We start from the raw sequence: 17,095 nt of genomic DNA on the forward strand, positions 1-17,095 counted from the left end.
TTTTATTAGGGTTGAGTAAGTTGTTTTTTATTTTCCTCCGCCTTTATTGCCCGAATTCGGTACAGTAACGGCGGATGAGAGTAATTTAATGCTACAAAATATGGATGGGGATTCAAACTACTCAGGCTTTTTGTTGATATTTTTTTCAAACCTGAAATTAAATCATCACCCGAATGGGTATGCGTTGCGAAGGCATCTGCTTCGTATTCATTTTTTCTGCTCAACAGGTTGCTGAAAAAACCAAGGATATAATTCAGCGGAGAGAACAGCAGGCTGAATACAAACAAATTAATACCAATCGCATATCCCTGCCCACCCATTGCTTCGGTGAATACGGGTTCAGTAACCATGTAAAAGAACAGAAAAATCATCAGTCCCATTTGAATGGCACCCAGCAAAAAACCCTGATAAATATGTCCTTTTTTAAAATGGCCAACCTCATGGGCAAATACCGCAACAATTTCTTTTTCTTCCAGCTCGTTCATCAGCGTATCAAATAATACCAATCTTTTGAAACGCCCCAATCCGGCAAAGAAAGCATTCGCCTTCGTAGATCGCTTGGAGCCGTCCATCACAAATATATTCTGCAAAGGAAAGGTAACCGAAGCGGCGTAATTGGTGATGGCAGAACGCAGCTGACCATCTTCAAGCGGTGTAAACTTATTAAACAATGGCATGATTACCGTCGGGTAAAGCACATTCATAGTAAAAAGGAACACCACCAATACCAACCAGAACACCGGCCAGTAAGCGGTACCATAACCTTCTACAAAAGCCACCAACAACGACACCAAAGCGCCGGCCAGCAGACCACCGATGATATAGCCTTTGAGTTTATCCAGCCAGAAGGTTTTCGGGGTCATCTTATTGAACCCATACTTTTCCTCAATACGGAAGGTAGAATACCATTCAAACGGCAAAGAAATAATGTCGGAAAAGATCGCGATAATGCCAAAAAAAGCAAGTGTTTCTAAAATAGCACTGTCGGTATATTGATGGATAAGTGCGATCAGGTCACCAAAAAGGCCAGTGAAAATCACCGTAAGTGTAATGGCCAGCGAAAGCAGTCCCGACCAGAAGCCGACCTGTTTCAATGCTTTATGGTAAGCCAATGCCCGCTGACGTTCGGAGGCGTCATATAGCCCTTCAAGCTCCTGTGGTACTTGCTGTAATTCATGACGACCATTCAACCACGAAAGCCACTTCTCTACGATATAATTAAACAAGAGCACCCCAACAATAATCCACTTCAACAAAAAGGCATCCATAAAGAACAAGACAAAAAGTTTGATAAATTTTGAGCAAATTACTTCAAAATTTATTACATCAATAGATCAAAAAAGAAATTATCGTTTTTTTAAATCACATTTCACTTAAAAAGCCGGACAAGGAATCTGTCGGATGTGCTTTGCAGGCTTTCTTTTATCGCCCAAAAACACCACATAAGTCACGGATACTTCATGTGCTCCACCCGAACGACTTGACAGTCCTGAAATGGTATAGTCATAACTGTAACCGAAATTGAATCCATTCCACTCAAAACCTACAAGCCCCACCATCGAATCGCTATTATTATGATCACCGGTCGTTCTTACGGGAATCCCTCGGTACCAAAGCCCAAGAACTATGGGCGAAAGATGTGCATACAACCCTAAATCGAGCTGATCAAATTTCCCTTGTAATTTGTACTGAAAAGTTGGCGTAATGGCATAATCCCGAGCCGAGTACCCGCGGCCCGCTTTTTTACTGATCACAAAGCGGTACCCACCATGAGCACTGAATTTCATCGGTAATTTATCGTCTGAATTATCAATTGCGGAAAGATTGGGTTGCAGTAAATGATAGGCACTCACCCCAAGCCAGGCACTTTTCGAATAAAGCACTCCCCCGAGCCCCAAGTCCATAAAGCCATTATTCACCCCCGTCAGTGAGGGGTCAATCCCCTGCCCCGGAGGTAAAATCTCTCCCGTACCCGGATCTATCTGACTGCCGAATACCAGATTAGAATAATTGGCATTCTGTGAGGTATAAGACAGCTGCACTCCCGGGCGAAAAGATAAATTTCGTGAAATCGGCAATTGATATGCATACGTCATGGCGATCATGTTTGAACTGACCGAGCCGAGCCCTATTTGGTCGCCAACGGCCAGCAATCCAATCCCACTGTTATAATCATCAATATAATGATCAACATAGGCGGAATAAGTTACAAAACTCCCGGGCAATGAAGGCCACTGGTTTCTGTAATTTAGACCGAAACGGGTCATTTGGGTATTGCCGGTAAATCCGGGATTCAGGTACAGCGGAGCCGCATAAAACTGGCTGAACTGCGGATCCTGGGCATGGGCTGAAAACGCCCCACAAATTAGAAGGCCGAACAAAAAAAGATATCGAAGAGGCTTCAATAGCAACATAGAATTAAAGTTGATGGGCATGATATTTTTACGAGATTGATGTCCGTAAAAGACAATCCCCTCCTAAAAACCTTTTACAAAGATAATAGCTCTGTGAATGAAAACTAATCTGTAATCAGATTACAATAAGAAAAAAAATACTTTACATTCCTTAATGTTAATGATTATTTTTACATTTCAGATCTTCAATTAATACCATAATCCGCCAACCTTCGTTACTTAATTGAACGAATTACACGATTTTTACATGAACATCCGCCTATACCACCTGCTCATCACCTTACTGATGATCCCCTCATTTGTCTATGCACAAGGGCAAAGCCAACGCCACTGGTTTCTTCACAACCAGCAATGGGATTTCTCCAAAGGAGGACAATTCCCTCAGGCGCCGCAAAATATCAACGCCCTCAACACCTCGGGAAACACCTCCGTGGCCATTGATGGGTTTACTGGCGACTGGTATTTCTATACCGATGGGCAAAACTTTTTCTACAGGGATGCCTCCGGAGCCACACAAACCGTGAACCTGCCTCAGAAATCCACCAACAACAATCAGCGGGTGGTCTCGGCGCCTGAAAATGGAAATGTTGGGGCTGATTACCTGTTCTGGGTCAATAACAATGGCAACCTTTACCAGTATCGCGTAGCAATTGATGATGCCACCAATACGGCTTCCGCTCCTGTGCTCGACCCGGCAACGCCTATCAAAACCAATGTAGGCCCTGCCATGACGGTTATTTCTCAGGTGGCGCAAGGCAACACCCTCCTGTATCTGCTGATACAAAACACCACGGACCGCTCATTGGCCTTGCTTGACATTTCAGATAATCTAAACGAATTAGAACGAACTGAAACTTACGGTGCGACCTTCCAAAATTTTGAATGGACACCACCCACCACCAAGCAAATTCCAAACCCTGCCGACCCTTCAGGGCAACCGCTAACGATCTTTATTGCCGGTAAAATCGCCCTCACTCCCCTGTCAGCAAATAATATTTTCTTCGCTGATTTTTGGTTTGAGGTGGATCCTGCTATCGGTGCAGATCAGCTGATCTCCAAAGCCGACGAGGAAGTATTCAACAGGGATGCAGTCAGTTTTTATGACACCGAATGGGCGAATGACTCTACCCTGCTTGTTAGTGCGGACAATGCTATTTTAGAGGTGGACATTAACGCCATGGTCAGCAATGGGAATTATAACAATATCCTCGAAGGAACAGGCGCAAACAATATTAAGGGGATTCAGATGGGGCCCGATGGTTTCATCTATTTTCTACATGGTGGTAATCAGCTCGGCCGACTGCGCACCACAGACGACGGCCGGATCATCGATCGTTTCATCGATATCAACCACACTTTTGGCAATGGCAGTGCGGTATCCAATAATGCAGATCAGTTTCCGCAATTTGCCCCTCCACGTGTTGAGAACATTCAGGTCGCTTTAATCCCAACAGACGAAACCATCTGCGATAAACAAAAAAATCAATTACATGCTGAAGTTACGCGCAACGGTGCACCCATCAGTGCCGACAACTATTTTTGGCTGGACGACATTGGTATTGCCGGAGTAATCCCCACTTTCACGCCACAGGATGCCCCCTCGGGCAATGCAAACATTGCGGTAGAGGTTGGCGGCGTGATCTACACTGGAGGTGGCACTTATAATACCGCGCAGAATGAGCTCGATGAGAACAGCATTATCAAAGACACCAGTCAAGACCTGAGCCAGCAACAAGGCGGAGGAGGCCAAGGCGGTGGCGGCGGTGGAAATGCCGTAGGGATGAGATATGTACAGGATACCCTGATGTGTGCACCGCCTTTTGTTGCTTGGGCCAATGACAGCAATATTGATGCGGTGTATTGGTATAATCGAAGCCAAAACCCGAGCGACAGCATTATGGATCCAGGCAATTACTGGGTAAAAGCCTATAGCGGCGGTTGCCATGTAACTGCAACGGTACAGGTCAGGATGATCAAAGAGGAAGATGGCGGTGGCTATGTGAATGACACCACGCAAATGGACAATATCGGCCAGTGGTATTTTGGAAATACACCTGGGCTGGATTTTAATACAGACAAATTTGGCGATCAGGCACCACAACCCATCACGGCTGAAGGTTTAAACATGAGCGCTGAAGATGATGTAGAAACCGTTTATGATGCCAACGGACGGGCATTTTTTGTTACTGACGGTGATAGGCTGTGGATAGCTACGGATACCTCAGGCACCAACTTTCAAGAAGTGACCGGCCTGAAAATTGGTGGAGATGCCCAGTTGGGGTCATCTGTTGCTGTGGTTCCTGTTCCAGAAGACGACACCAAATATTATGTTTTCGCCACCAAAAAGAAAGACAACACCCCTGCGGAAAGCCGAGAATATGAGGTACGCTACTCCTTAATTGATATTGCAACTTTCGACCAAAACACCCGCTCCATTGTGATTAAGGCGATTGCAAATGATATTCTGCTGATGGAAAGTGCTTCACGGCGACTGATCAGCGATAATAATTACCTGATCGCTCATGAGTACAACAACAGTAATTTTCGTGTTTTCCCCGTTTCGGCGCAAGGGCTCGGTAATCCCGTGATCAGCTCTGTTGGCCGAAGCCATACCGACGAGCTATTGGTCAACTACGGTGAAATTGGGATTTTCGACATTCCTGATGTTGGTCAAGTTACAAAGGTGGCCCTCGCCGTTAAAGATGAAAACGACGGAAAAAACTACCTGGATCTTTTCGATTTAAACCCCAAGCTGAATGATTATGATTCTACCTTGGTTACTGGCGACAGTGCCCCCGCCTATATCCCTACTGTTGGTGAAGATATGCTTTACAATCCAATTGCTGTTCCTTTGGGAGAAGATGCACTCGAAGCCTACGGTCTTGAATTCAATGGAAATTTTGTGATGGTTTCCCTGAAAGGCAATGGAAACTCCAAAGTTTTTGGGGCAAGTCTCGACTACCCTATTTTCAGGGAAAATGCACAAGACGAGCTGAAATCCGAAGCAGAGCAAATCAATGCCATCATCAAAACCACCTCGGATGCTGGCGGAACGATTGGAGAAATATCTACAGCACCCAACAACACTATTTATATTGCCAATCAAAACAGCACGACCCTTAAAGAGATCAATGGTATAGGCCTCACAGAAGGTGGGCAACTTAACCTGACCATCTCAGATAGTCAGCTCACCCTGGATTCAAACAGCAAACTGGGACTGCCGGCATTTACTTTACAGGGCGGATCGGGATCGGGAGGCGAACCATCCCTTGAAGCGGAGGATGTTTGCCTTGGAGATTCGGCCACTTTTTCCCTAAACATGGGGGATTACTATACCACCGCACCAAATTACACCCTTGAGTGGAGCTTCGGCGATGGTAACAGTGCCGTGATTGATTCCACCACGGAAGCAACACACCTTTACGCCAATGCCGACACCTATTTCTACATCGTCAATTGGAAAAACCATTGCAGTACTGGAAATTACAGTTTCAACCCTGTTTTAACCGACACCATCACGATCAACCCTGCCGTTCCTGACGATCAGTGGGGAGTGCTTGATGGCGAGAAAATTTGTCAGGACAAAGAATTTACTGCCTTTATTGGTGATGACACTGGGTTTTCTATCAGCTGGGAAAACCGAGGGCTCCCAGTTTTTGATACCAACACCATTCAGGTAGATACTGAAAATGAACTTTTCCATAATGAATTTTTCCTCATCAAGGTAGAAGATCCCAATGGTTGCCTTGCGGAGAAGGAAGTCTTTTTTGAATCTCCGCTCGTAGATGCTGGCTTCCCCGACTCCACCTATTGTAAAGGCACCTCAGATGTTATTCTGAGTTCAGGTATCTCTGTTTTATACGACTACCGGTGGGCGGTAGAGAACAACCCTGCCAACACGCCTAACTATGGTCCGAAGGAAAATAAAAACACCTTCCCGGTGGATACCGATGTTCCTGGTGATTTTGTTTACTATATGGAAGTGACCGACCCTGACGACCCGACCTGTATGGTCGAGATCAGTGCAGCTATTAAAGTGGTCGATATTTATGATGAAGAACCAACCATTACCGATGCTACAAGTTGTGGGGATTTAGGAGAAGCTGTATTTCAACAGGGAAATATTCCTTTTGACCGATTGACCTTCCTCTGGAGTCCTGATGCCGTAAATCAGACACAGGCTTCGGCCTCAACAGTAACTTTCGAGGCTGAATCTGGAGGTTATACCGCTACCCTTACGGATAATCTCTACAAATGCGAAACCGTTGTACCGGTCAACATTGGCAACGACGACATCACATTTACATTATCCATCGAGGAGAATTGTAGCAGTGCAAACTATGGAAAGATTACCATTAACGGATTAGCAGACCCCGGCACCTATACCATTGCGCTCAAAAATGTAACCACAGGAGATTCCACCATCGTTGCGATCAACAATATCTTGGCAACAAACCCTGGTGATTATCAGGTGGTCGCCTTTAAAACGGCCACGCCAAGCTGCCAGTCAGCCGAAGGCATCAAATTAAAAGAACCCGACCTAAATTTGGCCTTATCTTCTGAAGACCTCAAAGGGTGTATTGACACACAGGGTGTAGCGTTTAATGTGAGCGCTTCAGGCAGTGACTTCTCAGCCACTTCCACCTTCAGCGGGACTTACCTCCCAGACAACAGTACGATTGTGCTTCAGGATGGCGAGAATTTCCTGACCAATGAAAATGCCGACTCGCTGATGGTAACCGTAAAAAGTAATCAGTGTGAAGTGAGCAAATCAATTCCTGTCGAAATTTCGGCTGGTCCTGAAGATTTCAACATCGACCGTCAGGGGGACAAATGTGACGGTGAAATTACCCTTACAGCCGATCAGCCAGATTATAGTTACTCCTGGAAAGATCCCCTGAATAATATTGTTGCACAAGGCGCCACTTTCATCGCCACGGTCAATGCGGAAGTTGGTGATTACACCATCACGGCAAGGGATAAAGCCACAGGGTGTACAACTGAGAAAACCGAAAATATTGAGATTGCACAAAAAATTGGTTTGGCACTTACAGGAAAAACACGCTGTGAAGGGTCTGATGAACCCATCAATGTGGCATCCAATACGGATTCCAAATTCAATGAGGAACTGAGTTATGAATGGTTCGAAGGCATATTACCTAATGGCAACAAACTGAACGATAGCGAGAACACGATTAATTACACCGGCGCTGACTCTGTCGTTTACCTGATTGCTACTTCTACGGCTTCTCAGTGTAAAGATACCGCTACATTCAACATTCTTGAACTGAAAGCAACCCTGATCAATCCACAGGTGTTGGGAATCAACCCTGCTTATTGTTTCTTTGACGATGAGCAAATCCCATTGGACTCCGTGATTTATCCTGGAAAGTTTGAAACTTACGAATGGTTTAATTTAGACAATAATAATGTCATCAGTATTGAACCTGCACTTCCGATCGATGAAAACGAGGACTTGATCGGTCAGATAGAAGGAACCTTCAACAACGCTGCGGGTTGCCCCGCCACCATGGTGTTCAATGTCATCAACCGATGTACCCCGACGGTGGTTTTCCCAAATGCTTTCGCACCAAAAGGGAACTTTACAGGGGACAAAGCGGAGCGAGGGAAAATATTCTCCGTGGAGTATGAGAAAAATCTCGACCCGAATAAGTTTGTCATTGAAATTTATAATCGATGGGGAGAGAAAATTTTCCGATCTGATGATTATATCACCTTCAAAGAAGATGGTTGGGACGGCTTCGACCGTTCGGGCAAAGAGATGCCTGCTGGCGCATACTCCTATGTGGTCAGGTTTGGAAGCATCACCGAAAATTCTCCCATTGAAGAAAAAAGAGGAAGTGTGTTGCTGATCAGATAATCAATTTCAGTGATAACACATGGTCTTTTTCAATAAAGATAATAAGCGAAGGGAACCGATAATTCCCTTCGCTTTTTTATTTTTGCACAAACAATAACACTATGATCACAATAATATCTCCTGCCAAATCTCAGGATTTCACTATCGATATCAGAACTGAAACGGCCTCTCAGCCAAACTTCCCCAAAGAAGCGGAAAACCTGATCAGTGCCCTAAAAAAATATAAAAAAGAAGATCTGATGAGCCTAATGGACATCAGCCACAATCTGGCAGAGCTCAACTTTGACCGCTACCAGAATTATCAGCCCGCTTTCAATACCGAAAATTCCCGTCAGGCATTATTGGCCTTTAAGGGTGATGTGTATACAGGCATTGATACTTCATCCCTCAGCGATGAAAATCTTCTGTTTGCTCAACAACACCTGAGAATCCTCTCTGGCCTGTATGGTTACCTTCAGCCCCTTGACCTTATTCAGCCCTACCGCCTGGAAATGAAGATCAAGCTGCCTGCAAAAGGAAAAAATAACCTTTATGAATTTTGGGATGACAGGATCACCAAAGCACTCAACAAAGACCTTAAAGCGCAGAAATCTCCTGTGTTAATTAATTTGGCCTCTAATGAATATTTTAAGGCCGTCAAGAAAAAATTAGTGGAGGCGACCATCATTACGCCAGTATTTAAAGAAAAAAAAGGCGACAACTATAAAGTGATTGCCATCTTTGCCAAGAAAGCAAGGGGGAAAATGGTGCGCTATATTATTGATCATGAAATTGAATCCGCAGAAGAGCTCAAAGCTTTTGATGCCGATGGCTATCAGTTCAATCCATCGCTGTCAAAAGGTAATGAATGGGTATTTACCCGCGGATAAAAAAAACCTGAGTCTTTCGGCTCAGGTTCTTTTTTAGTCTTCTATAATCACATTCACCTTATTGATGCGGTGATGAATCAGCTTTTCGATATAATCGGCTCCCCATTGATTGCTCATCTCACCCTTTTCAGCACGCACATAATAGCGTTTTGTGTCGAGTTTCTTGAAGGTCACGCGTCCTTTTTGGTCAGAAACCTGTGTTTCCTGAATGGGGTTTATATTTTTGGTGTAATCGGCTTCATTGTTATAAAGGGTTACTTTCGCCCCTTCTACGGGATTACCATTTTTATCCAAAATGGTCATTTTTACCTGTGTGCTGATAATCTGTGCCTGCGCCATCATACCCATCAAGCAAAAACATAGAAAAAAAGCTAACTTTTTCATCGTTGTACGCTATGTAGTGAATAATATTAAAAATCATTACAAAGAAAACATGAAATAGGCATTCAAGCAAGTATGCCTATTTTTGATTCCCCTTTTTTCGGTCGAAAAACACCTTCTGAATCCATCGTGGAAGAAATACCGCCCCCAAAAACAAGTAAGGGTAATAGGCCAGAAGCCGCCACAACAGGCTGGTACCAAAAGTAAACTCGCCCAGAAAATGCTGAAAAAACAGCCCGTAAAAATACTCCGCAGTACCGCTGCTTCCTGGCGTGGGTGATATCAGCATGACAATCCACATGATCAGCTGTCGCCCAAAAATAAACAGGTGTTCCTTAATGCTCAGCAGAACATACCCCCCCATCACCGCATTGAGCATCAGGTAGCGGGCAACCCATACAAACACCGTAGCAAGCACCACTTTAAACCAATAAGTTGCAGGCTTACCAATCAATTCTTTGGCGCCAAGGATCATTTCATCACCTTGCTTATTGGCCCTGGCACGGTATCTCCTTAAAAATCCCCAACTGGTGATTTTCAATAAAAGCCACTTGAAGCCTCTTGGATGCACCAATAAAGCAAAAGACATGACCAAAGTATAAATGGCAATCAAGGAATAGGAAGTCCAGAAAATGACGGGTAGGCTCTTCCCCAGGGCATCGGTCGTAATGCCATCAAAAATACTCCCATGAGCAAGGACAATCACCAATGGGGCGAAAACGACGAAAAACAGATTATCCAGAATGGCCGTCAGCATCACATAAGCCAGCGCGCGCCCGAAACTTAGGCCTTCTTTCATCAGAATAAAAACAGCCACCGCACTGCCTCCAACAACAGAAGGCGTAACGGCACTCGAAAACTCCCAAAGAATAATGACATAAAAGGAGGAGGTCCAGCTGAGTGATTTCCCCGTAAGGGTCCGAATACGATAGATGTATCCCGCATCCCGAAAAAGAATTACTATCACGGCAAGCACGAGGGAAAAGACCGACAAGGGTTGCAGCAACACTTGCAGGTTTTCCACACTTACGTGATCATCTGAAAGAAATAACCAAACAGAAATTGCCAGTCCGATCAACACTGGAATCCATATTTTATTCGGGTTAAGCGTCGAAAATGCTTTCTTGTTAGAAATTTCCATTATTTATATAGGTTCAACCCAAAAACTGTTAAATCCTGCACCGATGGTCAGGCTTAACTCCTGCCACTGTGCCAATTCCAAGATGGCCAGGAACGTGAAAATCATCCCTATACGATTACCCACTGCCATGAACAGCTCTTCAAAATTTTGCTTACCCTCCGCTTTCAGCAGGCTCAGCAGCCATTCCTTTTGACCTGAGATGGTATAATCATAAGGCGTAATTTGATGTACGTGTTCTTCCTCCTGGGCTTCCTTTCTGCGCATCACTTGCTGATAAACTTTCAATAATTTATACATATCAAGATTGTGCATCTCCATTTCCGTGGCGTATTCAGAAGCCAGTTCCTGCTGCTCGGCGATGATATTCCCCCGCTTTTGCTTGCCCAGCTCCCGCTCCTCCATCTTACGGAAATCTTCCATAACAGATTTATACTTTTTATAAGCCAGCAAATGTTGCATCAATTCCTCCCGTGGGTCGATCTCCTCCCCTTGCTCATCAAGCTCTGGGCGGGGCAACAACATTTTGGATTTTATTCGCATCAGCGTCGCGGCCACCACCATAAAATCGGAAGCCAACTCCACGTCCAGTTTGTTCATCGCATCGAGGTAGGATAAAAAGTCGGCAGTGATCTTTGCGATCGGAATATCATGTACATCCAGCTCATCGCGCTGGATAAAAAATAGTAATAAATCGAAGGGTCCCTCAAACAAGGGTAATTTAATTTCGAAAGACAAAAGATATCGTAAATTATAACCGTGAATAAAATTTAACCGCAGAAGACCTACAAATTTATCACTCCAAAGACAATTTTCAGCAACTTGCCAGATAAACAGTCATTTTAAACAAGTAATTAAAGATGTAAGAAAGTAAGTGATTATGGCTTTCAGCAAAGAAATTAACCGATAAAAAACTTTCATCGAGGATTTCTTGCCCTAATTTAGTACATTCTAAAAACATCACCTATTTTTGTATGTTCAAGTCCACTTAATTTTTAGGACTGAGAATTTATAAATTGCTCGCTTAGTCGGGCAAGGAAAAATAATTCATTATGCTTATAGAGCCAGGTAAACTATTAAAAACAATCAACAGTCCGGAGGACCTAAAGAAATTCGATAACAAGCAGCTCCATCAGGTACGTGATGAGTTGCGCCAGTTTATTATCGATAATGTTTCGGTCTATGGAGGGCATTTTGGTGCAAGCCTTGGAGTCGTTGAGTTGACTACCGCTTTGCATTATGTCTTTGATACCCCAAAAGATCAGTTGATCTGGGATGTGGGGCATCAAGCCTACGGACACAAAATCTTGACTGGCCGTCGTGAGCAATTTCATACCAACAGACTATACGGAGGGCTTTCGGGATTCCCCAAACGCAAAGAAAGCGAATACGACACCTTTGGGGTCGGCCACTCCTCTACCTCTATTTCTGCGGCCTTGGGAATGGCTGTTGCAAATAATCAATTCAAAGACGACCGTCATCACATTGCTGTAATTGGCGATGGAGCCATGACTGGCGGAATGGCTTTTGAAGGCATGAACCACGCCGGAGATCTTCAAGACTCCAATTTATTGATTATCCTTAATGATAATAATATGTCGATCGACCCTAATGTAGGGGCACTGAACGACTATCTGACTAATATTACGACCTCAAAAACTTACAATAAAGTAAAAGATGAGGTCTGGGATTTGCTGGGCAAAATTTCCAAATTTGGACCTAATGCGCAAGAACTGGCCTCAAAAATTGAGAACAGCACCAAGGCGTTTTTCATGCGCCACAGCAATCTTTTTGAGTCTTTCAATTTGCGCTATTTTGGGCCTGTTGACGGGCATGATCTCGATCATCTCGTTACCGTCCTCAAGGATCTGAAAGATATCAAAGGCCCGAAATTATTGCATGTCATGACCACCAAAGGGAAAGGTTATGCTCCTGCAGAAAAAGATCAGACCAAATGGCACGCCCCAGGAACTTTTGATAAGGTTACGGGCGAAATCCGCAAAAAAATCATTACGGATCCACAACCCCCAAAATTTCAGGATGTATTTGGCCATACCTTAGTTGAGCTGGCCAAAGAAAATGAAAAAATTATGGGAATTACCCCTGCCATGCCGTCGGGTTGTTCTTTGAACATCATGATGCGGGAAATTCCTGATCGTGCTTTTGATGTTGGTATTGCTGAACAGCATGCCGTTACATTTTCTGCGGGCTTGGCCACACAGGGAGCGGTTCCATTTTGCAATATCTATTCTACTTTTATGCAAAGGGCGTATGATCAGGTGATTCATGATGTCTGTATTCAGAATTTGCATGTGATTTTCTGCCTTGACCGTGCGGGATTTGCGGGTGCAGATGGGCCAACACACCACGGTGCTTATGATTTGGCTTTTATGCGTTGCATTCCAAACATTACGGTAATGGCACCAATGGACGAACAGGAATTGCGCAATATGATGTATACTGCGCAACTGAAGAAGAATGCCATGCCATTTTCTATCCGATACCCTCGAGGGCAAGGTAGTATGCCAAACTGGAGAACACCGATGGAAGAAATTCAGATTGGACAAGGTCGGACGGTTAAAGAAGGAAATGATATCGCTATTTTGTCCGTAGGTCCGGTGGGTAATTATGCTTTGGCCGCGGCAACGCAGCTGAAGAAAGATGCCGACATTGCCGTTTATGATATGCGATTTGTAAAACCCCTTGACGAAGCCATGCTTCACGAGGTGTTCTCAAAATTTGACAAAGTAATCACGGTGGAAGACGGTTGCCTGATGGGTGGTTTTGGGTCTGCGGTCTATGAATTTATGGTCGATCACCAATATCACGCAAAAATCAAACGTCTGGGTATTCCAGATGCCATTGTAGAACACGGTACGCAACAAGAGTTACACAAAGAGTGTGGTTTTGATGCTGAAGGTATTGCTGCCACTGTATGTGAAATGCTTGAGTTGGTGCCCACCTCTCAAAATCAATTAATTTAAAGGGAAAGCCCTTTTAGCCGAAAATATGTCTAAAATTAATTTTTATACCCAAGGAGAAGGATTCCCTGTAATCCTTCTTCATGGGTTTTGTGAAACTTCCAAAGTCTGGGAAGCATGGGTAAAATTGTTACCCAATAAATTCAAAGTTTACGTTCTCGATTTACCAGGTTTTGGTAAAAGCCCTCAGGTAGATGCCACCTCATTAGCGGACATTGCCAAAGAGGTGAACGCCCTGATGGAGGCTGAAAACATTGAAAAAACCATTATGATAGGCCATTCGCTCGGAGGCTATATCACTTTAGAGTTCGCGCAGCTTTTCCCTGAGAAGCTTAAAGGGTTTGGGCTTTTCCACTCCACTGCCTACGAGGACGATGAAGAGAAAAAAGCTAATCGTACCAAAACGATTGAATTTGTGGCAGAGAAAGGTGTCCGAGCATTCTCTAAAGGATTTGCCAAAAATCTTTTCGCCCCACAAAATATTGACAAATGTGCTGAAGACATTCAGCTGGTTGCTGACCTCTGTGCTGAAACTTCAAAAGAAACTTTTTGTCAATATGCCAGCATGATGCGCGATCGTCAGGACTACAAACCCACTTTAGAAGCCTTTGACCGACCGATATTTATCATCACGGGAAAAGAGGACCCTATTTTGGACCTGCAAGAGCAGAACGTTCAGGCTCGTTTGAGTCAATACATCACCCTTCACCTGATCGATGAAACCGGCCACATGGGTATGTTTGAACAACCAGAAGAAACGGCCGCCATGGTCAGTGGCTTTGTAAATGCAGTGAGTAAATTTTAATCGCATACAATCCCTTTATTTCCTTATGAAAAAATCCTTATCATTTTTTCTCATGCTCCTGTGCATGGGCTCAGTCGCGTTCGCTCAATCCAAAAAATCACCCACTTTAGATCAGATTTTTAAAGAAGGAATCTTCCGTGGGCATTCTGTCTATGGAATCAACTGGATGAAGGATGGCCAATATTACAGCAAATTAGTTCGTGAAATGGGGGCTGAAAAGGTCGTCAAAATGGACATTCAAACGGGCCAACCTGTCGGCACGCTGGTTTCTTCCAAAGTACTTACCGATTTATTGGGTAAAGAACTTCATATCGATGGCTACCACTTCAGTGCCGACGAGCAAAAAGTGCTGATCGAAACGGAGCATGAAGCCATTTACCGTCGTTCCTCAAAAAGTCACTATTTTGTATATGATCGTCAGGCCAACACGGTTGTACCTTTGGCCAAAGGGGAAAAGCAGTCTTTTGCAACTTTTTCTCCAGATGGGAAAATGGTGGCCTTTGTAAGAAGCAACAACCTCTATGTAACAAACCTGTCTGATATGAAAGAGCAGGCCATTACCACTGATGGCCAGTTTAACAGCCTCCTGCATGGTATGGGTGACTGGGTTTATGAGGAAGAATTTTCATTGGCTAAAGCATTCAAATGGGCACCAGACAGTAAAAGCATTGCTTATTTGTCTTTCGATGAATCGGAAGTCAAGCAATATACAATGCCAATTTATGGCACATTGTACCCTCAGCAATATACCTTCAAATACCCAAAAGCTGGGGAAAGAAATTCCGAGGTATTCCTTTCAGTTTACCACTTGGACAATCAGAAAAGTACCGAAATTCAAAAAGGGAAAGAAAAGGACATCTACATTCCTCGCATTTACTGGAGTGCTGACGGCAAGTCTTTATCCTACATTTGGATGAACCGCCTGCAAAATCACCTGGAGTTACGTAAAGCCAACGCCTTCACCGGGGAGTATAGCCTATTACTGAAAGAAACCAGCAAAACATATGTTGACCTTGATTTCAACGATCAGATTTACTTCTTAAAAGATGGTTCTTTTATCAGAACCTCTGAAGAAAGCGGCTTTAAGCATATCTATCTTTTCAATAAAGAAGGGCAGCAGCTTCGCCAGATTACCAACGGCCAATGGGAGGTTTCTTCTATCGTTGGTGTTGATAAAACGCATAAGAAGATTTACTATTTGTCAAAAGAGGAAAGTACTATTGCTGACCAATTTTATGTTATCGGGTTTAATGGCAAAGGCAAAAAGAAATTAAGTACTCGGGAAGGAAATCACTCCGTTAATTTCTCCAATGATTTTAAATACTACATTCAATACCAATCCAATATTCACCAGCCATTGCGCGTTACCCTTCACAACGCCAAGGGCAAAGAATTGAAAGTACTTGAAGACAACCAGGCGCAAAAGGCTACTTTTGATAAATTCGATCTCGGACATAAAGAGTTCATGACTGTAAAAGCCGCAGATGGCCAAACGGATTTGAATGCTTACATGATCAAACCTTCAAATTTTGACGCCAGCAAAAAGTACCCTGTACTGATGTTTGTATATGGTGGCCCAGGAAGCCAGATGGTACAAAATAAATTTCCTTCTTACCGTGACGCATGGTACGGTTACCTTGCTAACCAGGGCTATTTGATCGTATGTGTTGATAACCGTGGTACAGGAGGAAAAGGTCGTGATTTCAAACATATCACTTATAAGGACCTCGGGAAATATGAGTCTGAAGATCAGATTTACGCAGCAAAACAACTGGCCAAGAAGTCTTTTGTAGATGCGGAAAGAATCGGTATTTGGGGATGGAGCTTCGGTGGTTATATGTCGTCATTGTGCTTAATGAAAGGTAATGACATCTTTAAAACCGCTATTGCAGTGGCTCCTGTTACCAACTGGAGATACTATGACAGTATTTATACGGAGCGCTACCAATCTACGCCACAGCTGAACCCACATGGTTATGATGATAATTCACCAGTATTCCATGTTGATCAACTTAAAGGAAATTTCCTATTGGTGCATGGTACTGCTGATGATAATGTTCACTTTCAGAACGCTGTGGAATTGGAAAACGCATTGATCAGCGCCAACAAGCAATTCCGTACTTTCTATTATCCGAACAGAAATCACGGAATTTATGGCGACAATGCCACAAGGCATTTATATACAATGATGACGAACTTCCTTTTGGAAAAACTTTAATGGCCATCATTGATTAAGGAGAAAGGGATGCTTTTAAAGTGTCCCTTTTTTTATGGGAAAAAGTGGAGGTGCTCCCCCACTCTGTTAATTTTGACGATTTTGAATCTCCTCAAATAAATTGATTGCCGACAGTTGATCGTCCAGTTTTGGTTGCTGAGCTTTGTGATAGCTCATGATCTCGTCAGCATAATTAATATCCTCTGAAAGCTTTTTCACCAACGACTCCAAGGCCTCGTTTAAATCTTTCATTGAATTCAACAGGTGGTCTAAATTGTTATCTTCCATCGTTTTAATGTTTTTGTTTGATAATGTAATTGCAATAACTTTGCCTAAAGCTTATGAACCATCAGCAAACAGACCAACAAAACAATATTGGGACATAAGAACTTCTATTTTTACCATTAGAGG

At 43.6% G+C, this 17,095-nt stretch carries 11 protein-coding genes; 5 read left to right on the plus strand and 6 right to left on the minus strand.

Annotation, left to right across the window (positions count from 1 at the left end):
• Positions 1 to 5 precede the first annotated feature (5 nt).
• Both AABK40_RS08505 and AABK40_RS08510 read right to left on the minus strand, forming a co-directional pair.
• Positions 6 to 1,268: a M48 family metallopeptidase gene (locus AABK40_RS08505; protein WP_338396761.1), complete on the minus strand. Its 1,263-nt coding sequence runs from the start codon at positions 1,266 to 1,268 to the stop codon at positions 6 to 8.
• A gap of 105 nt (positions 1,269 to 1,373) precedes the next feature.
• The gene (locus AABK40_RS08510; RefSeq protein ID WP_338396762.1) at positions 1,374 to 2,435 is read right to left on the minus strand and encodes a PorP/SprF family type IX secretion system membrane protein; all 1,062 of its coding nucleotides are present in this window, start codon (positions 2,433 to 2,435) and stop codon (positions 1,374 to 1,376) included.
• A gap of 226 nt (positions 2,436 to 2,661) precedes the next feature.
• Here AABK40_RS08510 and AABK40_RS08515 point away from each other — a divergent pair, with 226 nt between their 5' ends.
• Together AABK40_RS08515 and yaaA are read left to right on the plus strand one after the other, a co-directional pair.
• Positions 2,662 to 8,295 carry a T9SS type B sorting domain-containing protein gene (locus tag AABK40_RS08515; RefSeq protein WP_338396763.1) on the plus strand — a complete coding sequence of 1,878 codons (5,634 nt, stop codon included), beginning with the start codon at positions 2,662 to 2,664 and terminating at the stop codon, positions 8,293 to 8,295.
• A 101-nt stretch (positions 8,296 to 8,396) separates the two neighbouring features.
• The gene (gene yaaA, locus AABK40_RS08520) at positions 8,397 to 9,164 is read left to right on the plus strand and encodes a peroxide stress protein YaaA (RefSeq protein ID WP_338396764.1); all 768 of its coding nucleotides are present in this window, start codon (positions 8,397 to 8,399) and stop codon (positions 9,162 to 9,164) included.
• Positions 9,165 to 9,197: 33 nt separating this feature from the next.
• On the opposite strand, the gene AABK40_RS08525 is transcribed toward yaaA, so the two are convergent.
• The 3 genes from AABK40_RS08525 to AABK40_RS08535 form a co-directional block, all read right to left on the minus strand.
• Complete coding sequence (locus AABK40_RS08525; protein WP_332919085.1) at positions 9,198 to 9,548, minus strand: carboxypeptidase-like regulatory domain-containing protein; 351 nt, start codon at positions 9,546 to 9,548, stop codon at positions 9,198 to 9,200.
• A gap of 76 nt (positions 9,549 to 9,624) precedes the next feature.
• Entirely contained in the window at positions 9,625 to 10,686 is a 1,062-nt protein-coding gene (locus AABK40_RS08530) for a lysylphosphatidylglycerol synthase transmembrane domain-containing protein (protein WP_338396765.1), read from the minus strand.
• Between the two features lie 3 nt (positions 10,687 to 10,689).
• On the minus strand, positions 10,690 to 11,421 hold the full coding sequence (locus AABK40_RS08535) for a segregation and condensation protein A (RefSeq protein ID WP_332919083.1): 732 nt from the start codon (positions 11,419 to 11,421) through the stop codon (positions 10,690 to 10,692).
• A gap of 314 nt (positions 11,422 to 11,735) precedes the next feature.
• Between AABK40_RS08535 and dxs the strand changes: the two genes are divergently transcribed.
• From dxs to AABK40_RS08550, 3 genes are all read left to right on the plus strand, one after another.
• Positions 11,736 to 13,667, plus strand: a complete 1,932-nt coding sequence (dxs, locus tag AABK40_RS08540) for a 1-deoxy-D-xylulose-5-phosphate synthase (protein WP_332919082.1) — start codon at positions 11,736 to 11,738, stop codon at positions 13,665 to 13,667.
• A 25-nt stretch (positions 13,668 to 13,692) separates the two neighbouring features.
• Positions 13,693 to 14,469, plus strand: a complete 777-nt coding sequence (locus tag AABK40_RS08545) for an alpha/beta fold hydrolase (RefSeq protein WP_338396766.1) — start codon at positions 13,693 to 13,695, stop codon at positions 14,467 to 14,469.
• Positions 14,470 to 14,533: 64 nt separating this feature from the next.
• Positions 14,534 to 16,687, plus strand: coding sequence for a S9 family peptidase (locus AABK40_RS08550; protein ID WP_338396767.1), 2,154 nt, complete (start codon positions 14,534 to 14,536; stop codon positions 16,685 to 16,687).
• Positions 16,688 to 16,771: 84 nt separating this feature from the next.
• On the opposite strand, the gene AABK40_RS08555 is transcribed toward AABK40_RS08550, so the two are convergent.
• Positions 16,772 to 16,972, minus strand: a complete 201-nt coding sequence (locus tag AABK40_RS08555) for a hypothetical protein (RefSeq protein WP_332919079.1) — start codon at positions 16,970 to 16,972, stop codon at positions 16,772 to 16,774.
• Positions 16,973 to 17,095 lie beyond the last annotated feature (123 nt).

It is taken from the genome of Persicobacter psychrovividus, assembly GCF_036492425.1.
GTDB classification, from domain to species: domain Bacteria; phylum Bacteroidota; class Bacteroidia; order Cytophagales; family Cyclobacteriaceae; genus Persicobacter; species Persicobacter psychrovividus.

Coding starts and splice junctions, on each gene's coding strand:
- dxs (WP_332919082.1), top strand. CDS start 11,736: ATGCTTATAGAGCCAGGTAAACTATTAAAAACAATCAACAGTCCGGAG.
- yaaA (WP_338396764.1), top strand. CDS start 8,397: ATGATCACAATAATATCTCCTGCCAAATCTCAGGATTTCACTATCGAT.
- AABK40_RS08525 (WP_332919085.1), bottom strand. CDS start 9,548: ATGAAAAAGTTAGCTTTTTTTCTATGTTTTTGCTTGATGGGTATGATG.
- AABK40_RS08545 (WP_338396766.1), top strand. CDS start 13,693: ATGTCTAAAATTAATTTTTATACCCAAGGAGAAGGATTCCCTGTAATC.
- AABK40_RS08555 (WP_332919079.1), bottom strand. CDS start 16,972: ATGGAAGATAACAATTTAGACCACCTGTTGAATTCAATGAAAGATTTA.
- AABK40_RS08515 (WP_338396763.1), top strand. CDS start 2,662: ATGAACATCCGCCTATACCACCTGCTCATCACCTTACTGATGATCCCC.
- AABK40_RS08530 (WP_338396765.1), bottom strand. CDS start 10,686: ATGGAAATTTCTAACAAGAAAGCATTTTCGACGCTTAACCCGAATAAA.
- AABK40_RS08550 (WP_338396767.1), top strand. CDS start 14,534: ATGGGCTCAGTCGCGTTCGCTCAATCCAAAAAATCACCCACTTTAGAT.
- AABK40_RS08510 (WP_338396762.1), bottom strand. CDS start 2,435: ATGCCCATCAACTTTAATTCTATGTTGCTATTGAAGCCTCTTCGATAT.
- AABK40_RS08505 (WP_338396761.1), bottom strand. CDS start 1,268: ATGGATGCCTTTTTGTTGAAGTGGATTATTGTTGGGGTGCTCTTGTTT.